The organism is Pseudomonas sp. NPDC087626 (genome assembly GCF_044743405.1).
Taxonomy (GTDB): Bacteria; Pseudomonadota; Gammaproteobacteria; order Pseudomonadales; family Pseudomonadaceae; genus Aquipseudomonas.
Genome location: NZ_JBIUWJ010000010.1, coordinates 95,858 through 113,654 on the forward strand (window position 1 = coordinate 95,858; position 17,797 = coordinate 113,654).

Annotated in this window: 23 protein-coding genes; 7 read left to right on the top strand and 16 right to left on the bottom strand. The window is 60.9% G+C overall.

The features are described from left to right. Positions 1-44: 44 nt before the first annotated feature. The 7 genes from ACIOVD_RS10775 to ACIOVD_RS10805 form a co-directional block, all read right to left on the bottom strand. Positions 45-794 (bottom strand): AraC family transcriptional regulator, encoded by a 750-nt coding sequence (locus tag ACIOVD_RS10775; protein WP_159996453.1) that lies wholly within the window; start codon positions 792-794, stop codon positions 45-47. A 74-nt stretch (positions 795-868) separates the two neighbouring features. After that, positions 869-2,125 carry an FAD-dependent oxidoreductase gene (locus ACIOVD_RS10780; RefSeq protein WP_401127548.1) on the bottom strand — a complete coding sequence of 419 codons (1,257 nt, stop codon included), beginning with the start codon at positions 2,123-2,125 and terminating at the stop codon, positions 869-871. Then, positions 2,122-2,358, bottom strand: a complete 237-nt coding sequence (locus ACIOVD_RS10785) for a (2Fe-2S)-binding protein (protein ID WP_401127550.1) — start codon at positions 2,356-2,358, stop codon at positions 2,122-2,124. Before ACIOVD_RS10785 ends, ACIOVD_RS10780 begins: the two co-directional genes overlap by 4 nt. Continuing rightward, positions 2,351-3,466, bottom strand: a complete 1,116-nt coding sequence (locus ACIOVD_RS10790; protein ID WP_401127552.1) for an NAD(P)/FAD-dependent oxidoreductase — start codon at positions 3,464-3,466, stop codon at positions 2,351-2,353. Before ACIOVD_RS10790 ends, ACIOVD_RS10785 begins: the two co-directional genes overlap by 8 nt. Beyond that, positions 3,463-4,395, bottom strand: coding sequence for a 4-hydroxyproline epimerase (locus tag ACIOVD_RS10795; RefSeq protein WP_095169123.1), 933 nt, complete (start codon positions 4,393-4,395; stop codon positions 3,463-3,465). The genes ACIOVD_RS10790 and ACIOVD_RS10795 overlap by 4 nt, the downstream gene beginning before the upstream one ends. Positions 4,396-4,509: 114 nt before the next feature. Then, complete coding sequence (locus ACIOVD_RS10800; RefSeq protein ID WP_095169124.1) at positions 4,510-5,181, bottom strand: GntR family transcriptional regulator; 672 nt, start codon at positions 5,179-5,181, stop codon at positions 4,510-4,512. Between the two features lie 75 nt (positions 5,182-5,256). Continuing rightward, positions 5,257-5,805 (bottom strand): acyl-CoA thioesterase, encoded by a 549-nt coding sequence (locus tag ACIOVD_RS10805; protein WP_401127554.1) that lies wholly within the window; start codon positions 5,803-5,805, stop codon positions 5,257-5,259. Between the two features lie 153 nt (positions 5,806-5,958). Here ACIOVD_RS10805 and ACIOVD_RS10810 point away from each other — a divergent pair, with 153 nt between their 5' ends. Next, positions 5,959-6,918: a GlxA family transcriptional regulator gene (locus ACIOVD_RS10810; RefSeq protein ID WP_159996443.1), complete on the top strand. Its 960-nt coding sequence runs from the start codon at positions 5,959-5,961 to the stop codon at positions 6,916-6,918. 66 nt (positions 6,919-6,984) lie between these two features. Next, positions 6,985-7,359 carry a cytochrome c family protein gene (locus ACIOVD_RS10815; protein WP_320332410.1) on the top strand — a complete coding sequence of 125 codons (375 nt, stop codon included), beginning with the start codon at positions 6,985-6,987 and terminating at the stop codon, positions 7,357-7,359. Positions 7,360-7,366: 7 nt separating this feature from the next. Here ACIOVD_RS10815 and ACIOVD_RS10820 read toward each other — a convergent pair whose 3' ends face one another. Next, positions 7,367-7,867, bottom strand: coding sequence for a GNAT family N-acetyltransferase (locus ACIOVD_RS10820; RefSeq protein ID WP_401127556.1), 501 nt, complete (start codon positions 7,865-7,867; stop codon positions 7,367-7,369). 95 nt (positions 7,868-7,962) lie between these two features. After that, entirely contained in the window at positions 7,963-8,325 is a 363-nt protein-coding gene (locus ACIOVD_RS10825) for a helix-turn-helix domain-containing protein (protein WP_095169129.1), read from the bottom strand. 120 nt (positions 8,326-8,445) lie between these two features. On the opposite strand from ACIOVD_RS10825, the gene gstA reads away from it, so the two are divergent. Then, positions 8,446-9,075 carry a glutathione transferase GstA gene (gene gstA / locus ACIOVD_RS10830; RefSeq protein ID WP_401127558.1) on the top strand — a complete coding sequence of 210 codons (630 nt, stop codon included), beginning with the start codon at positions 8,446-8,448 and terminating at the stop codon, positions 9,073-9,075. Between the two features lie 179 nt (positions 9,076-9,254). Here gstA and ACIOVD_RS10835 read toward each other — a convergent pair whose 3' ends face one another. Beyond that, on the bottom strand, positions 9,255-9,908 hold the full coding sequence (locus tag ACIOVD_RS10835) for a hypothetical protein (RefSeq protein ID WP_401127560.1): 654 nt from the start codon (positions 9,906-9,908) through the stop codon (positions 9,255-9,257). A 390-nt stretch (positions 9,909-10,298) separates the two neighbouring features. Here ACIOVD_RS10835 and katG point away from each other — a divergent pair, with 390 nt between their 5' ends. Beyond that, positions 10,299-12,578, top strand: coding sequence for a catalase/peroxidase HPI (gene katG / locus ACIOVD_RS10840; RefSeq protein ID WP_401127562.1), 2,280 nt, complete (start codon positions 10,299-10,301; stop codon positions 12,576-12,578). Here katG and ACIOVD_RS10845 read toward each other — a convergent pair. After that, the gene (locus ACIOVD_RS10845) at positions 12,561-13,745 is read right to left on the bottom strand and encodes an Arm DNA-binding domain-containing protein (protein WP_401127564.1); all 1,185 of its coding nucleotides are present in this window, start codon (positions 13,743-13,745) and stop codon (positions 12,561-12,563) included. The two genes, katG and ACIOVD_RS10845, sit on opposite strands and share 18 nt — an antisense overlap. Positions 13,746-13,951: 206 nt before the next feature. Beyond that, on the bottom strand, positions 13,952-14,209 hold the full coding sequence (locus ACIOVD_RS10850) for a hypothetical protein (protein ID WP_401127566.1): 258 nt from the start codon (positions 14,207-14,209) through the stop codon (positions 13,952-13,954). Positions 14,210-14,418: 209 nt separating this feature from the next. Between ACIOVD_RS10850 and ACIOVD_RS10855 the strand changes: the two genes are divergently transcribed. Continuing rightward, entirely contained in the window at positions 14,419-15,294 is an 876-nt protein-coding gene (locus ACIOVD_RS10855) for a hypothetical protein (RefSeq protein ID WP_401127568.1), read from the top strand. 87 nt (positions 15,295-15,381) lie between these two features. Here the strand turns inward: ACIOVD_RS10855 and ACIOVD_RS10860 are convergent, their stop codons facing one another. The 3 genes from ACIOVD_RS10860 to ACIOVD_RS10870 all read right to left on the bottom strand — a co-directional run bounded on the left by ACIOVD_RS10860 (position 15,382) and on the right by ACIOVD_RS10870 (position 16,276). After that, positions 15,382-15,678 (bottom strand): hypothetical protein, encoded by a 297-nt coding sequence (locus tag ACIOVD_RS10860; protein WP_401127570.1) that lies wholly within the window; start codon positions 15,676-15,678, stop codon positions 15,382-15,384. After that, entirely contained in the window at positions 15,675-15,869 is a 195-nt protein-coding gene (locus ACIOVD_RS10865; protein ID WP_401127572.1) for a hypothetical protein, read from the bottom strand. The genes ACIOVD_RS10860 and ACIOVD_RS10865 overlap by 4 nt, the downstream gene beginning before the upstream one ends. An 86-nt stretch (positions 15,870-15,955) precedes the next feature. Beyond that, the gene (locus tag ACIOVD_RS10870; RefSeq protein WP_401127574.1) at positions 15,956-16,276 is read right to left on the bottom strand and encodes a hypothetical protein; all 321 of its coding nucleotides are present in this window, start codon (positions 16,274-16,276) and stop codon (positions 15,956-15,958) included. A 101-nt stretch (positions 16,277-16,377) separates the two neighbouring features. On the opposite strand from ACIOVD_RS10870, the gene ACIOVD_RS10875 reads away from it, so the two are divergent. Together ACIOVD_RS10875 and ACIOVD_RS10880 are read left to right on the top strand one after the other, a co-directional pair. Beyond that, the gene (locus tag ACIOVD_RS10875) at positions 16,378-16,914 is read left to right on the top strand and encodes a hypothetical protein (protein WP_401127576.1); all 537 of its coding nucleotides are present in this window, start codon (positions 16,378-16,380) and stop codon (positions 16,912-16,914) included. Positions 16,915-17,049: 135 nt separating this feature from the next. After that, positions 17,050-17,367, top strand: coding sequence for a hypothetical protein (locus ACIOVD_RS10880; RefSeq protein ID WP_401127578.1), 318 nt, complete (start codon positions 17,050-17,052; stop codon positions 17,365-17,367). A gap of 8 nt (positions 17,368-17,375) precedes the next feature. Here ACIOVD_RS10880 and ACIOVD_RS10885 read toward each other — a convergent pair whose 3' ends face one another. Further along, on the bottom strand, positions 17,376-17,744 hold the full coding sequence (locus ACIOVD_RS10885) for a hypothetical protein (protein ID WP_401127580.1): 369 nt from the start codon (positions 17,742-17,744) through the stop codon (positions 17,376-17,378). Between the last annotated feature and the right edge of the window lie 53 nt (positions 17,745-17,797).

The window sequence follows — 17,797 nt, forward strand, 5'->3', positions numbered from 1 at the left end:
AACCTGTGGGAGCGAGCTTGCTCGCGATAGCGGTCTCAAGCTGGTTAGGGTTGGTTATCGCGATACTGGCTTGGCGACAGGCTGGTCAGGGCGCGGAATTGGCGGCTGAAGGCACTGTGGTCGGTGTAGCCGCAGCGCAGGGCGATTTCGGTGATGGGCAGGTCTTTGTCCAGCAATAGTCGCGAAGCTTCCTCGAGCCGCGCCTTGTGAATCATCTGCCGTGGGGTGAGCTGGAACACTCGTTTGCAGTGGCGCTCCAGTTGCGCCACGGAAAACCCGGCGAGCGCGGTCAGTTCGGCGAGGCTGATGGGGCGGGCGAAGTGGCTGCGGATATGGGCGTCCACCGCGGCGAGTTTGTGGAATGCCGGATGGTTGGCCTGGGGCAGTTGCAGGTCGCGGGAAATGCCGGCCAGGCCGACTATTTGCCCCTGCAGGTCGCGCAAGGCGAGTTTGTGGGTCAGGCACCAGACCGGTTGGTTGCCGTAATAAAGGTGCAGCTCAAGCTGGTCGGACAGTTCCCGGCCGCTGGCCAGGACCCGGCGATCCTGCTCGGTGTACAGCGGGCCGAAGCGTGCCGGGAACACCCTGTCGGCGGTAAGCCCGAGCAACTCGTCGCTGTGTTTTTTGCCGCAGCGCCGGGCCAGGGTCTGGTTGACGAAGGCGTAGCGGGCCTCGCGGTCCTTGATGAAAAACACCACGTCCGCCAGGGAGTCGAGCAGCGGCGTTATCGCTTGCAGGCTGCTGAGCAAGGTCGGCAGGTCGCAGGGTTTGAAGCTGTTGAGGGTGGGGTACATGGCGCTGAGGGTCTGGTGGCGACCCTCGGGATCATAGTGGCAAGGCGGTCCAACGCAAAGGGCCGGCATGGGATTCAGGGCGCCGACTGCTCATCCAGGCACAGCAGGGTCTCGATTCGCGCCGGGCTGAAGGGTGGGCGGGGTGCCGCGGCCGGCCAGTCGAACAGGTGCTGCACCGCACCGCCGCAGACCCGGCCTTGGCAGGCGCCCATGCCGCAGCGAGTGGCCAGCTTGGCCGAGCGCCAGTCGTGGTGTTCGGTCAGCGCCGCATAGGGCACGTCTTCGCAACGGCACACCAGAGTGTCCGGTTGGGCCAATGTCTTGAGCTGCGGGTCGAGGGCAAATGCGTTGTTCAAGGCCTTGGCGAATCCCTGCCAACGCGCCCGACGCGGCCACAGCTGCTGGGCCGCCTGGCGCTCGTCCACCGCTGCATGTCCGGCAATCGCGCCTTCCACCAGCGCCAGTTCACTACCACCAAACCCGGTACATTCCCCGGCAGCGTAATGATCGGTACGGCTGCAGGCCTGCCAGGCATCCACGGCGATGGCCTGGCCGTCGATGGCGCAGTCCAGGGCCTGGCCTAGCTGAATATTGGGGATCAGGCCAAAACCGCAAGCCAGGCGCTGGCATTGCAGTTCAACGATTTTGCCCTGCTGTTGCAGACGCACCCCTTCCAGGCGATCGCTGCCCAAGGCGGCCAGCACATGGCTGGCGGTGCGGTACTGCGGATCGAACAGGCGCAACGACTGCAGCAGCTTGGCCGGCCAGCGCGGCAGTTGTGTGGCGAACCCGGCCACCGCGCTGCGCGAGGCCTGCTCGGCAATGCGCAGCACATGTGCGCCGTGTTGTTTGGCGCTGGCGGCGCTGGCCAGCAACAGTGGGCCGCTGCCGGCGATCACCAGGGTTTCGCCCTGCACCGGCAGGCCACCCTTGATCAGCGCCTGCAGACCGCCGGCGCCAGTGACGCCGGGCAGGGTCCAGCCGGGAAAGGGCAGCAGCAATTCGCGGGCCCCGGTGCACAGGATCAGCTTGTCGTACTCGATCAGCCAGCCATGCTCCGGGTCTTCCACCAGCAACTGTTTTGGTCCGCTACTGGCGATCACCCGGGTGGCGGAGTGAATGCGGATGTTGCTGCAGGCGTCCAGGCGCTGCCGTAGGTTACGGGCCTGGCGCGGCAGATGGGCCTCTGGGCCGTCGCGCCAGATTTGACCACCCGGCAGCGGGTTGTCGTCGAGCAGGACGATGCGCGCGCCACTGGGCGCGGCTGCCAGGGCGGCGCTGATGCCGGCGGGGCCGGCGCCAATGATCAGCAGGTCGGCGTAGTGCTTCATGGGCGGGTCTCCACCTGCATGCCATCCCGGCACAGGGTCTGGCAGGCCAGGCGCCGGCGGCCGTCGATGGTCACCCGGCACTCCTGGCAAATGCCCATGCCGCACAAGGGCGCGCGGCGCTGGCCGGTGACCGATGTGCGGCTGCAGCCGTCGCCACCCAGGGCCAGCGCGGCGGCCACGCTGGTGCCCTCGTTGACCTGCAGGCGGCGACCGTCGAGCATCAATTCAGGCATACACGGGCTCTCCGAGAAAACGTTGCGGCAGATAGGGTTGGGCGGGCAGGGGCGAGGGTTCGTCGAACAGTTGCGCCACCAGCAAGTCGGCGGTACCGGGGGCTGTCGTCACCCCCAGGCCTTCGTGACCGACCGCCAGCCACAGGCCTTGTTGTTGCGGGTGCTGGCCCACCAGCGGCAGGCCGTCCGGGCTGGCCGCACGCAAGCCGGTCCAGGCGCGAATGCCATTGAGTTGGGTCAGCCCTGGCATGTAGTCGCAGGCGCGCCTGAGCATTTTGGCGAGCATCCAGCCCTCGACCTGCGGATCGCTGGTGCCGAACTGCCGGGAGGCGCCGATGAACAATTGCCCGGTCGGCCGTGGCTGGATGTTGCAGGCAGTCGACGGGCCGCTGGCGTTGTGCGCGCTGGTGACGTAACCCAGCTCCACCAGGGTGTGGGTGACGGTGCCGGGGTAGCGATCAGTAATCAGCAGGTGGCCTTTTTTCGGTTCGATCGGCAGTTCCGGGCACAGTTCGGGGGCCTGCACGCCGTTGGCCAACACCACCGCTGCAGCGCTCAGCCATTGCCCGTCTTCCAGGCGCACGCGGTTGCCGTCGAGTTCGCTGACCCGTGCCCGACGCTGCTGGATGTTCGGTGTTTGCAGCATCCAGTCGGCGGTGGCGGGGGCATAGAGGATGCCGTCGCCATTGATCAGCAGCCCGCCCTCCAGGCCCTCGCGCAACTCTGGTTCGCGTCGGCGCAGGTCGCTGGCGCCGATCAGTTGGCAGGCCACGCCCTGGGCACGCAGGTTGAGGAATTTGCCATGGGCCACGGCCATTTCCTCGGCATTGGCCGCCAGCCACAGGGTGCCATTGCTGCGGTAGGCGCAACTGTCGGGCAGGGCCGGCGCCTGTTCACGCCAGCGTTGCAGGGAATACTGACTCAGGGCCAGTTCGGCCGGGTTGTCGTCGAGCACCAGCAGGTGGCCCATGCCGGCCGCCGTGGCGCCATGCAGGCCGGCGTCCAGCACCAGCACCCGCAAGCCACGTCGGGCCAGCGCCTGGGCACAGGCGGCGCCGATGATGCCGGCACCGATCACGATCACATCGGCTACCTGGCCCTCGCTCACGGGCGAATGCCCCAGGCGAACGGATCGTCCTGCTCGATGATCAGGCTGGCTTCGGCGCTGATGAAGGCCCGCCCGCGAATGGTCGGGATAATGCGTTCGCCCTGCCATTCATAAGAGCCTTCGAACTGGCTGCCGATGACACTGGCCTGGCGCCAGATCTGTCCGGGCGGCAATTTGTCGTCGGCCGCCAGGCACGCCAGCTTGGCGCTGGTGCCGGTGCCGCACGGAGAGCGGTCGTAGGCCTTGCCGGGGCACAGCACGAAGTTGCGGCTGTCGGCGTCCTGGTCGGCGGCGAACAGTTCGACATGGTCGATCAGGCCGCCGTCTTCCCCGCGGATACCCTGGACTTCCAGCGCCTGCTGCACGGCGTAGGTGTAGGCGGTGAGGGCCTCCAGATTGTCGCCGGCAATGGCCAGGCCATGTTCGGCAATCAGGAAGAACCAGTTGCCGCCCCAGGCGATATCGCCGACCACCTGGCCGATACCGGGCACCTGCAGCGCCAGCGCCTTGCGGTAGCGGTAGGCCGGGACGTTGCGCACGCTCACCGATTGGTCTTCGTGCAGGGTCGCCTGCACCGTGCCCACCGGGGTCTCGATGCTGTGCACGCCGGGGCCGATCTTGCCCAGGTGCGCCAGGGATGCCACCAGGCCGATGGTGCCGTGGCCGCACATGCCCAGGTAGCCGGTGTTGTTGAAAAAAATCACCCCGGCACAGGCGCTCGGGTCCACTGGCTCACAGAGCAGGGCGCCCACCAGCACATCGCTGCCCCGTGGTTCGAGGACGCAGGCGGCGCGCCACTGGTCGTGGTGCTCGGCCAGCAGCTGGCGTCGCTCGGCCATGCTGCCACGGCCCAGGTCAGGAAAGCCGGCGGTGACCAGGCGGGTCGGTTCGCCGCCGGTGTGGGAGTCGATCACGGTGATGCGTTTCATGGGAGGGCCACGTCCGTTCAGATGAGTGAACAGAAGAGTGGCCTTTGCAGCGGGGTGCCGGCTTGATGGATTTATCTGCTGCCGATGACGAAATCGGCACAGTACAGCGCAAAGTCAATGGGCGTGGGGCAGGTGCTCGAACAAGGTCTGGCAGACCCCGGCGATGTGCTCATCGAGCAGCTTTACCGCCAGGTCGACGTCGCCGGCCCGGCAGGCCGCGAGGATTTCCCGGTGTTCGTGGTCGGCGCGTTCCTTACCGGCCGACAGGCTCATCTGCATGCGCAGGTAGCGTTCCAGCTTGTCGTTGACCGAGCGGATCAGGCTGACCAGGAAGGGCCGTTGCGCCGGCTCGTAGAGGCAGGCGTGCAGTTGCCAGTTGAGCTCGGCCCAGCGCCCGACGTCATCTTCGCCAATGAACTCCTGGCAGATACTCTCGGCCCGGGCGAAGGTGGCTTCGGTCATGTTGGGAATGGCCAGGCGCAGCACCTTGTCTTCGAGCAGCATGCGCACCTCGAACATCTGCGCCAATTCGGCATCGGAGATGCGCGTGACCATCGCCCCGCGATTGCGCTGGAACATCACCAGGCCTTCGGCCTCCAGGCGCTTGAGGGCTTCGCGCACGGGGATCTTGCTGACGTTGAACTGGCGCGCGATGTCATCCTGACGAATCGGCTCATCCTCGGCAAAATGCCCGGCGACAATGGCGTCGCGCAGATGGCGGGTGATGATTTCCGAAGTCGAAGGCGTATTGCCTAGGTCGGGAGCGTTGAGTCTGGATTGGGTCACGGCGGCGAATCTTCGGAATGAGGTTGCTATAGGGTATACGAAATTCGGTTTTTCTTCCTTTCACCCCACAGGGCCTCAGGCCGTGACCCGTTCCTCGTCGCGCAGTTGCAGGCTCAGGTCGTCACAGCTCTGGGACCAGGCGACCAACCACTCGGGCAGCGGCGGCGACTGCGGAGCCAGGCCCATCTCCTCGACGAACTCGCTGGGCGCTACCGTGCCTTTGCCGGACCGGAACAACCCGCGCATCACCACCACGCCCACCACCCGGCCGTTGCTGACGAAGCGGTGCTCCATAAAATTCCATTTGCCGTCCCAGGCGAGTATCCGCGTGTGGATCTCGAAGCGTTCGAACAGCTTCAGCTCGCGGCGGAACTTGCCCCAGACATCACCGACTATCGGCACCGCCTTGTGCCGCAGGGCCACGCGAAATGCCCCGCTGCGCAGTACGTAGTCCATGCGCCCGACATCGGCCAGGGTGAAATAGCGACCGTTGGTGACGTGGCGGTTGAGGTCCAGGTCTAGCGGCCAGACGCGCATGCGCACGACGGTGGTGGCCAGGCCGTTCACCGGTTGGCGCCACGGTCGACGAAACAGCATGCACAGCAAGCGAAACCACAGATTCATACGAGGTACCTTTTATGGAGCTGGTTGGCCAGCGAAAGCGTATTCCCGGAAACGGGAGCCAGGAAAACAATCGCTGCACTGTAGAGCTGGCCAATCGGCTAAGCTAGGTGCACAAATGACTTAAACCATGCGAAAAGCGCAAACGAGTCCTCCATGCATATCACCCTGCTACTGGCCGAGCACTGTTCTGCCGCCGCCGCCACCATTGCCCTGGAAGTGCTGAATGCGGCCAACCTGTTCAGCGACAGTCCGCCATTTGAGGTGGTCAGCGCTTCGCTCGACGGCGCTCCTGTGGCCGCTGGGGGAGGGCAGATGTTGCGGGTCGATCATGGGCTGGCCGAGATCCACCGCACCGACCTGGTGCTGATTCCCGGGTTCCTCTTCACCCTCAAGGATGCCTTGCCGACCTTCGCCGTCTATGGGCCGTGGCTGCGGCAACAGCACCAGCAGGGCGCCGTGATGGCGTCGATTTGCACCGCGTCGTTCATGCTGGCCGAGAGCGGTTTGCTGGATGGTCGGCGCGCCACCACCCATTGGGCGTTTGCCGACTACATGCGCCGGCGTTACCGCGAAGTCGATCTCGACGAGGACCAGATGATCTGTGAAGACCAGCAGTTGATCACCAGCGGAGGGGCCAGTGCGGCGATTGACCTGCTGCTGCACCTGGTCCGCCGCTTTGCCTCACTGGAGCTGGCCCACACCTGTGGCAAGTACCTGCTGATCGATAACGTGCGCCGCGAGCAAACGGTGTACGCGCTGTGGTCCTTGCCCAAGAACCATGGCGATGGCGAGATCCTGCGGGTCCAGGAGTGGCTGGAGGAGCGTTTTGCCCAGCCGCTGTTGATCGACGACATCGCCCGGCAATTCGGCTTCGGGGTGCGCAACTTCAAGCGGCGCTTCAAGGAAGCCACTGGCTCTACGCCCATTGCCTACCTGCAAACCCTGCGCCTGGAAAAGGCCAAGCAACTGCTGGAATCCACCCGCATGACCTTGGACAGCATCACCTACGCGGTGGGTTACGCCGATGGCAATTCTTTTCGCCGGCTGTTCCAGCAACGGGTTGGCCTGTTGCCGGCGGCCTACCGCAAGAAATTTCAGCCGAGACTGGGCTGAGGCCGGGTCGCGTGCTCCAATAGCCGCCCACACTGCTGGTCAGCAATAACCGATGGGATCCACAGGATGAAGAACACCGTAGCACTGATGCTCGCCTGGCTGCTCAGCACCGGCGCCTGGGCCGCGGGCGATGTGCCGGCCGGCGAGAAACTGTTCAGCCGCATTTGCGGCGGCTGCCATCAGGTCGGCGAATCGGCGCGCGCCTCGTTCGGCCCGCAACTGAACTCGATTTTCGGCCGCCCCAGCGCGAGCACCACGGATTATCAGTACTCCGACGCCATGCGCGCGGCCAACCTCGTCTGGACCCGCGAAACCCTCACCGCCTATCTGGAGGCGCCGAAAAAAGTCGTGCCGGGCACCCGCATGATTTTCTGGGGCCTGAGCGATCCGCAGAAAATCGACAACCTGCTGGCCTACCTGCAGACCTTCCAGGCGCAGTGACCGCTCATCAGCGCCCCAGGACCAGGCGGTAATCGAGCTTGCGTGGGTCTGCGGCGGGTCGTGGATCAAGGACAAATCCGCAGCGTTCAAGCACCTTGCTTGAGCCGACATTGCGCTTGTACACATCCGCCACCAGATGCTGCAGTTGCCAGCGCTCACGGGCCTGGTGGATCAGTTGCCGCAGGGCCAGGGTGGCCAGGCCCTGGCCGCAGAAGCGGTGATCGATCCGATAACCGACCTCTGCACAGCCCAGGGTCGAGTCGATATCTTTCAGGTTGGCCCGCCCGACAATGCCCTGCGTGGCTTCTTCGAGCACCAGGGGCTGCCAGGTCCCTTCGGTAAACCCGCGCAGATAGTCCTCGACGTGCGCGGTAATCCCCGGCACTGAGTAGAAGTCAGCGGCGCGCGGATCGATCTGCGATTCGAACCAGTCGCGGTTGGCGATTTCAAATCTGAGCAAGGCTGGAATGTCAGTCTTGAGCAGTGGGCGAACGCGGACGGTTGGCATTGGCTTGCATCTCCTTGCTTGAGCAGTCCTGCAGTTGAATGGTGAGTGACGAGTTGTGCTGTGCCGATCGAGCCGCAGTTTGCCACAGCCAGGGTTCATCCCTCTGCTGCCAGTCCTGCAGTCTCCACTGGCATCCGTGCGCGGCCGCTGAGCTTGAGCCACACACCAAATTCCTGCATCACCGCCACCACCGGGCGCAGGCGGTTGCCGTCTTCGGTCAGTTCATATTCGACTTTGACCGGGACGCTCGGGTACACCGTGCGTTTGACCAGGCCGACGTCTTCCAGGGCGCGCAGGTCCAGGGTCAGCATGCGCTGGGAGATCCCGGGGACGTCACGGCGCAGTTGATTGAAGCGCTTGGGGCCATCGAGCAGGTAGGACACCAGCAGCAAGCGCCAGCGGCCACCGAGCAGGCGCATGGCTTCTTCGACGGAGCAGCCGGTCACGTTGTGTTTCATCGAGCCTTCCTCAGGGTGTTGGCAGGTATATTTTATGTACCTAGATGATAAAAAATTGCCTTCTTCCGTTTATATACCTGATCGCCAAGAATGTGGCTTCACCCTTTTTGGAAGTCGCCCATGAAGCTGTATTACATCCCCGGTAGTTGCTCGCTGTCGCCGCATATCGTGATTAATGAACTGGGGCTGGACGTCCAGTTGCTCAAGGTCGATCACCGCCAGCACACGGTGGTGGGCGAAGGTGATTATCTGCAGGTCAACCCGCTGGGCTATGTGCCGATCCTGGAGTTGGACGATGGCACGCGGTTGCGAGAGGGGCCGGTGATTGTGCAGTACCTGGCGGATCAGCGGCCCGAATCCGCGCTGGCACCCGCCAATGGCACGCTTGCGCGGTACCGGTTGCAGGAGTGGTTGAGTTTTCTCTCCTCGGAGATCCACAAAGGCTTCATCCCGTTGCTGTATGCCGGGTTGGCCGGCAAGTATGTGGACACCGCCAAGCCCAAGCTTGAACAGCGATTTGCCTGGATCGACGAGCAACTGGCGGACCGTGAGTATTTGCTCGGCGAGCGGTTCACGGTCGCCGATGCCTACCTGTTTGCCCTCATCGGTTGGGGCCAGGCGGGGTGGTTGCGCTCTTACTATAAGGCCGATATTCACTTCGACGGATTGAGCCATCTCGAGGGGTGGTACGCCCGGGTCTATCAGCGGCCGGCGGTGAGAAAGGCGCTGTTGCAGGAGGGGTTGGAATGAACGATCGATGGGAGTGGTAAGAGCAGCCGAGGCGCATGAATCTCCCTGGTGGGAGATTCTATGGCTGGCTGTGCTGACGCCATCGCGAGCAAGCTCGCTCCCACAGTGGTTTTTGGGTGTTCGCAGATCCGGTATCACACCCACCAAACCTGTGGGAGCGAGCTTGCTCGCGATGGTCGTCAACGATGACGAGGCAGCCTGGCACTGCGCGGGGGGGCCTCGGGTTCTTCGCGATCACGCCCTGGCCGGTCGAGGCTCGCCAGGGTGTGATCGCGGCGCTCGGGCGATTCACCGCTGAGCTCCCACAACAGTGCGGTGATGGTTTGCCCGTCTAGCGTGCCCTGGGTTTGTAGTCGCTGCGCCAGCGTGCTGACAGCCGGCCAATAGCGCTGCAGCAGGCAGTGGGAGCGGGCGATAGCGCGGGAGTGGGCGTCGAGCAACTTTCGCGCAGGCAGCAGGCTGATCAACTCTTCGCCCCGCAGCCAGTCCCCTCGGCCTCCACTCTTGAAGCACTGCTCGGGCGGTGCTTGCTGGTAGATCGCTTCAGCTATCGGGCCGGCAAAACAGTTGAGCAGGTCACGCTCGATCCACTCCACCATCGACGGCAGGTATTCCGCCACTCCGGGGGCCTCGGCGGACGGACGCAGGACAAAATAACTGGCTTCTACCAGGCCCTCGACCTGCTGCAGATTGCCGTGCAGATCCAGCATCGGGCCGCTGGCGGCTTCGGCCGGGGTGCGAACGGTGACCCGTTCGATAGGCCGGCCATTCCACCAGAAAGCCAAGGCATGGCCCGCTTCGTGGAACGCCGTGGAGCATGCGCGCGTATTCATGGTCGGGACCTCGCCCGTACAGCAGAACGCTGACAGCCTTGATGCTTGCACGACGTTATGGGCGCGGATAAAAGATTATCTCTATCGCCAAGCAATACTGGCGCTATTTGCCCTGTCCATGACTGGGGACTAGCCTTAATTCTGCGCTGGCGCGAGCCGGCCGGATTAGCGCTGACTAGGAGACAGGAAGACGTTGCACGTTTACCAGGCCTAACGTTGGTCACCGTTGCCGGCAAGCTGCTTGCCGCGCGCATGTTTTGCCGTGTGACCCTCCCGATCGGTTGATCGAGCTATCGGCCCTGCAGCCTATGTCATTGATTTCGCTCGTCGCTATATCGCGCCCATCCCGGGCCAAATAGCTGGATGAATTCGACCAAAGGTAGCTCACACATGGCAACTGAATCGAAATGCCCGTTCAATCACGCCGCTGGCGGTGGCACGAAGAACCGCGACTGGTGGCCGAACCAACTGAACCTGAACATCCTGCACCAGCACTCTTCGCTGTCCGACCCGCTGGACCCGGGGTTCAACTACGCCCAGGCGTTCAAAAACCTCGACTTTGCGGCGCTCAAGCAAGACCTCAACGCACTGATGACCGACTCCCAGGACTGGTGGCCGGCGGACTTCGGCCACTACGGGCCGCTGTTTGTCCGCATGGCCTGGCACGCCGCAGGCACCTACCGCACCGGTGACGGGCGGGGCGGGGCGGGTTCCGGGCAGCAGCGGTTTGCCCCGCTCAACAGCTGGCCGGACAACGTCAGCCTCGACAAGGCCCGCCGCCTGCTGTGGCCGATCAAGCAGAAGTACGGGCAAAACATCTCCTGGGCCGACCTGATCGTCCTCACCGGCAACGTCGCGCTGGAGTCCATGGGCTTCAAGACCTTCGGTTTTTCCGCGGGGCGAGCGGACGTCTGGGAACCGGATGAAGATGTCTACTGGGGCTCGGAAAACAAGTGGCTGGGCGGTGACACACGCTATGGCAAGGATCAGGAACCGATGCAGGAACCTGGCGACGGCACCCTGGTGGCCGAGCCTGACCTGCATGGCGAGGAAGAGAGCCGCACCGACCAGGGGCGCAACCTGGAGAACCCGCTCGCCGCTGTGCAAATGGGCCTGATCTATGTCAATCCGGAAGGCCCCGAGGGCAACCCGGATCCATTGGCTTCGGCCAAGGACATCCGCGAAACCTTCGCGCGCATGGCCATGAACGATGAAGAAACGGTGGCCCTGATCGCCGGTGGCCACGCCTTCGGCAAGACCCACGGTGCAGGCCCGGCCGATCATGTTGGCGCCGAACCGGAAGCCGCCGGCCTTGAGTTGCAGGGCCTGGGCTGGAAAAGCACCTTCGGCACCGGCAAGGGCGGCGACACCATCACCAGCGGGCTGGAAGTGACCTGGACCACCACACCGACCCGCTGGAGCAATAACTACCTGGAAAACCTCTTTGGTTTCGACTGGGAGCCAAGCAAAAGCCCGGCGGGCGCCAACCAGTGGACGGCGAAAAACGGTGCCGGTGCCGGGACCATTCCCGATGCCCATGACCCCTCGAAACGGCGCAACCCGAGCATGCTCACTTCGGACCTGGCCCTGCGTTTCGACCCGATCTACGAAAAAATCTCGCGTCGGTTCCTCGACAATCCCGAGCAACTGGCCGACGCCTTCGCCCGCGCCTGGTTCAAGCTGATCCATCGCGACATGGGCCCGCTCTCGCGCTACCTCGGACCGGAACTGCCCAACGAAGAGCTGCTGTGGCAAGACCCGATTCCTGCGCTTGACCACGTCCTGGTCGACGACAGCGATGTCACCGCGCTCAAGGGTAACATCCTGGCCTCGGGCCTGAGCGTGGCGCAACTGGTGTCCACCGCCTGGGCCGCGGCCTCGACCTTCCGTGGCTCGGACAAACGCGGCGGCGCCAATGGCGGGCGCCTGCGCCTGGCGCCACAGGTGTTCTGGCAGGCCAATCAACCCGAGCAACTGTCCCAGGTGCTGGGCAAACTCGAAGCCGTGCAGCGCGAGTTCAACAACGCCCAGGCCGGCGGCAAGAAAATCTCCCTGGCGGACCTGATTGTCCTGGGCGGCAGCGCCGGGATCGAGCAGGCGGCGAAAAACGCCGGGCACAGCCTGACAGTGCCGTTCACTGCGGGGCGCATGGATGCCAGCCAGGAGCAGACCGATGTCGAGTCGTTCGGCTTCCTCGAACCGATCGCCGATGGCTTTCGCAACTACCTCAAGACCCGTTACCGGGTGTCGGCGGAGGCGTTGCTGATCGACAAGGCGCAGTTGCTGACCCTCACCGCACCGCAAATGACTGCCCTGGTGGGCGGCTTACGCGTGCTCGACACCAACGTCGGCCACACCGCCCACGGTGTCTTCACCCAACGGCCGCAAACCCTGAGCAACGACTTTTTTGTCAACCTGTTGGACATGGGCGTGGAGTGGAAACCCACCTCGGACAGCAACGAGACCTTCGAAGCCCGCGACCGTAATAGCGGGGCAGTGAAATGGACCGCCACCCGCGTCGACCTGGTCTTCGGCTCCAACGCGCAACTGCGTGCGCTGGCGGAGGTGTACGCCAGCAGCGACGGCCAACAGGCGTTCCTCAAGGACTTCGTGGCGGCCTGGACCAAGGTGATGAACCTGGACCGATTCGAGTTAAACCGTACTGTCTAGAGGATATGTTGTCATAACGCTGTCATTACCGGCAAAAAGTGCCTCGGCTCGCCCTCCGGCTCCTACATCTGCGGAGGGCATCCAGCGACCATAAACCTTGGCGATCATGGTCCAGTCTTTGTGGCCGAGCTGCTTGGCGACCCACATTGGATTCTCGCCAGCAGATAGCATCATGGAAGCATAGGTGTGGCGACTCTGATAGGGTCGCCGCCACCTAACCCCCGACTTCTTCATCGCCGGCATCCAGATGACCCGGTAGATGTATCCGGCATGCTTCCAGGGCTCCCCGGTGATTGTATTGAGAAACACCCTGCCGCCAGCGAGGAAGGTCAACTCCTTCTGCTTGAGCAACGCTTCTCGCGCCGGAGCCAGCAACTTCACGGTGCGCCTCCCAGCTAACGTCTTGGTGGACTCTGGCTCCTTTGCAGCCCGCGTCTTGGCCCTGACGATCCTTATCTCCCCCGCGATCCAATCGATATCCCCCCATTCCAGGGCGATCAGTTCGCTAGGTCGTAGACCTGTCCAGAAAGAGAACTGCAGTTGTGGCCACGTCTCGCCCCTGGCTGCTGCCAATATCGCTAGTTGCTCTTCGCGAGTGAAGGGGTCAACGTCATCTTCCTCCTTGAGCTGTTCGCGATTCTTGTAGGCCCACCCAGATAGCGGGTTGCTCTCCAATAGTTCATCCTCAACGGCGTCGTTGAGCGCAGAGCGCAGGCAGCTCTGTACGTTCGTGAGAGTTTTGTTGGACACCTGATAGGCCGACATCTTTTCTCTGATGATCTTTTTGGATAATTCACTTAGAGGTAGGTCGCCGAACATTGGCTTGAGAGTTGCGCGGATGGTAGTTCCATAGAACGCGACGGTGCTTGATTTGAGCGTCGGAGTTTTCCTTTCCAGCCATTCCGATAGGTAATTCCCAATAGTCTGGCCGGCATCGGTGCGCCTGAACGTGAAAGCGCGCTTCGAATCTGGGAACGTTGCGGCATAATCGAAAGTACCGTTCGCAATCGAATACTCGATAGCAGCTTTGTGTTGCTCGGCCTTTTTCAAGTTAGCGGCGGTGGGCTTAAGCGCGATGCGCTCGCGGCACCTGACGCCTTGGTATTGGAAAGTGATTTCGATACTACTTGCAGATGCGGCGCGGACGCCTCCCCCATCTCGACCCATGAGTAATATCCTTCTACGTCTATTAAAATTCTGCCGTCTGGCGCTTTCCGCCATACAAGGTGCTTCGGCCATTTTCCGTCGCGAATTTTGGTTCTGATGGCGTCGGGTGTATAGCCCGACTCCCGAGAGAACTGTTCTACGGTCTTGTATCTGACCATGGGCGTATTGCTCCATGCCGCGCGTGGCGGCAGAAGTTGGGGAGGGGGTTAGGGTTTCTCGATCTTCGTCCAGCCGCCGGGGCGATGGGTTTCGTGGTAGGTGTCGATGCTGCGGTGCTGGCCATGACTGATGCGGCAGATCTTGCACGTCCTGGAGTTTCCAAAGTCGCCGTACTTCACGGCTTCGAACCTTGTCCAGCGATGGCCGAATGGCTTGCAGATCAGTGCTCGGCCGGCCATCACGATGGCGTTCCAGAGGCGCGGGTGATTGGAATGCAGGTCGTTGTGGATGTGGTTCAGTCGCATCCCGAGGCGCCACCGAAGCGGTCGGCTCTCGTCGCCTTTGCACAGTGGTTCAGTGATGAGTTTTCCGATTTGTTTGAGCATGGCTTTGCCTCGCCCGCCGTTCACCGGCAGGCTGGTAGGTAGATTGGGGGCTTCCGATGTCTTTCTTATGAGTTGATGCGAACTTCTGATATAAAGCAGGTCGTCAATACTGCAAACAGGAGCCGTATATGCTTGTGCTTTTAGGAGCTGGGGCGAGTTTTGGTAGTGAGCCTTTAAGAGTTTCGACTCCTCCATTAGGTAATGATCTGTTTTCACGATTGTTTGATCTTGGAGGTGTGGCTTCGAAAGTTTCACCAGAACTTAAGTTGCTGTTTGAGGATAGCTTTGAGTTAGGGATGGCAGAATTCTATGAGCGGCATTCGGATAAGATGCAGGTGTTTCATAGAGAGATGGCTGCTTATCTGGCATCTTTTCGACCTAGGTATAAAAGCTATTATCGAGTGATGATAGATTCTCTTAAAGATAAAAATGTCGTTTTTGCTAGTTTGAACTACGACCTGATGTTCGAATTGGCTGCTGGACTTTGTGGACGTCCCATTACCTATAATCACAACGATACGACTTCAGCTATTCGACTTTTAAAGCCCCACGGATCTATTAATTTTTGGCCTCGGATTCCGCCTGAGCAGTTCGTTAACTGTGTTTTTGGTGGGACGGTCTCAATTGATGTTCCTGTTAAAGTACTGAGTCTGCAGGAGACAATTGTTAGGTGTAAGGTTGATACGAGTTTATCTCCGGCCATTTCCATGTATGCCAAAGGCAAAAAAAATATTGTCGGGCCTGATTTTGTGATGCGTCAAAAAACTGCATTTGCAGAGGTCTGCAAGTCGGTTGATGATATTCTGATATTGGGAGTAAGAGTTGTTCAGGATGATACTCACATATGGGATAGTATTTCTGGAAGTAAGGCCAGGGTCACTTATTTTGGCGGCGGGAATGATGGTTGTGAAGTCTCTGCGTGGTCTGCGCAAACTGGGAAGTACGTTAATTTTGTAAATGGTTTCTTTCCATCGCTCCTACAATGGATTGACGCGAGAAAATAGCGATAGGTTGCCGCTATAGCGGCTGACTTTGCAGGGGGGGCGGGTTACAGGTTTTGCGGTTGGAGTACAGATGTACTCCTTTCGGCATCAGACGCCCGGACGGCCTTTGAAGGCAAGCCAAATGTAGTGGCGACCTTTGGCGGTGACCTTGATCTTGCCCGTCTGCTTGTTCCAGGTGATCAGGCGCAGTTCGTCGAGGATCGTTGTCAGAGTGTGGCCCTGGTGCCAGCCGGCCAAGGCCTTGATGCAGCCCTGGGCCAGCAGCCCGCGGAAGTCGTCGTGGCCGAAGTTAGTGCCGTGGAAGGAGCCCTGCATCTGTTCATCGGTCACAAGGTCGGTAATAACGCGCACGTTCGGGTCGAGCCGGTAGCATTTGTGGGTCATGGCAGTTCGTCCCCGACAATCAACTCACAGGGCCCTCGGCTGACAGTGGCAAGCTGCGCTACCAACTCATCAATCCGCCCGTTGCGTCGAGCGATTGCGGTCTGAAGGTCGTCGATGGTCTGGTCTGCCGTGGTTAGGCTCAGCTGTAGGCCATCACGCTCGGCGGTGACCCGATCGAATTCGGAAGCCATGACAACCTCTGGCCCGTGTAGGTCGTAGCCAATTTGGTTCCCGCCCCCTGAAAGCATTGTCACAACCTTGTAGCGATGAACTTCGCTCATCCTGCAATCTCCATCGATACCAGATCATGGGCATTCACAACCGGTGGCGGGTTGTCGTGGCCGGGACATCCGTAGCCGGCGAAATCGAATCCATCACAGGGAGGGCCGAAAGGCAGCACCTCTTTGCCCTGGGCCAGCGCTTCGAGCAGGTGGTCCTTGGCCTCATCGGCTGTGCACTCCCGGCCACCCTCCATGCGGAACATGCCTTTGAGCTGGCGTTTGCTGAAGTCACGCAGCGCGCCGCGCACGCTCAGATGGATGTGAAAGGTGCGGCCGTTCGGGCCGAAGGTATCAGCCGGTTTGTTTTCCGTGAGCATGGGGATACACCTGATAATGGCAATTTGTTAGCATTGATGTCGCTGATAGCGCTATGCGCGCACGGCCTACGGTGGAATGCACACTGCACTAGGGAGGGAGTATGGGTCTGCTGTTTATTTTCGCGGTTCTTCTGGCGTGGCCGACCTACGGGCTTTCCATTCTTTTATGGTTTGGCCTGGCAGTTGCTCGAGGGGCTTTCAAAAGATTTGCTATTCGGCGCAGGGAACAGGCTAGAAATTTATTAATGCCTCTATTTCCTGAAGATTTAGGTTTTTTCTTCAGTGCCCTTGATGTCCCGCTTGTTAATGGCTATCACCTTACGGAAGAAGAGTTGCGTGAGTGTGGTAGTCATTTTGTCAATTACCTATCACATAATCCCAGCGAAGCCGCGCTATTCATTAAAGGACTAGAGCGTTGGCGAACGAAAGGGGAAGTAAATCTCTGCAATCCTGTTAATGCTGCTCTTGATGAGAATCATCTAGAAGCCAAGCGTGAAATTCATCTCACCGCGTACCGTGCCATCGAAGCCCTGATGACCAACAATAAAAATCTTAAGTGTTTCCGAAAAATTGATTTTGGTCGCGTCTTGGAGTACAGGCAGCGCATTGAAATTGAGGGGTTGCTTAACGCTAACTGAATGGCAGGGTGACGGATGTTATAAAGGTCATTTTCAGTCCTTGCGTGCAAGAGCCGCCCTCGCCAGGGTGGCGTGATTGGGTGAAGTGGGGTATTTGTGTTCGGCCCGGCATTACGCCGGATCAAGGAGAGGTTTATGTCAGTGAAGTTGGTTGATCATTCGTGGACCAAGATCATCGAGCGCGATGCTTTTTCGAAAGCAGCGCTGCGCGGGAAGATCACAGAAGTTGAGCAGTTGGAAGAATCGATACGCTCGAAAGATGGAGCGGACGCCGCCCGAAATGTCCTCGATGATGGTCTGATCATCCACGCGCTGAAGCGCTGCCTGGAGAATCTTGAAGGCTCAACCACCGTTACCGAGCAAGACTTTTGGGTCTGCTACGGGTTTGCGACGACTACCGCAAGGAAGGCAGAAAAAATCCTAAATGAAGAGGACGACGACGGGGACGATTGACCTTCAGGTCACAGGGAAACTTCGCCGGTATCGATCTTGCGAAGCTCCATCACCTCGATCTTCTGGGTGCCATCGGTTATCACCCAGCAGGGCAGCTCAAGGTTGCGGAAGGTGCCGTGATAGTTTCGGTAGGCACCGAGAGCTGCGTTGCGAAAGCAGTCAGCCGCGACCTTGCCGATGGGCATTGGCTGCCCCCCCCCAAGCAGGCTGAGTTCGAACACAACAGCTTTTTCAATGCGCTTGGCGGCTGCTCTGACGGTGTTCGGAGACAGCTTGAAGTCTTGGGCGACCTCGGCAACGTGTTTATAAACAAGTGCATCGTGGATCTGCTGATCACGGGAGCCGTTACGCAGGCCCGCATAAATGACTGATTGCATGGGTTCTCTCCAGAAGGGCGCCGCGCCCGCTCCGGGCTGCGGCGTCGCGGCGG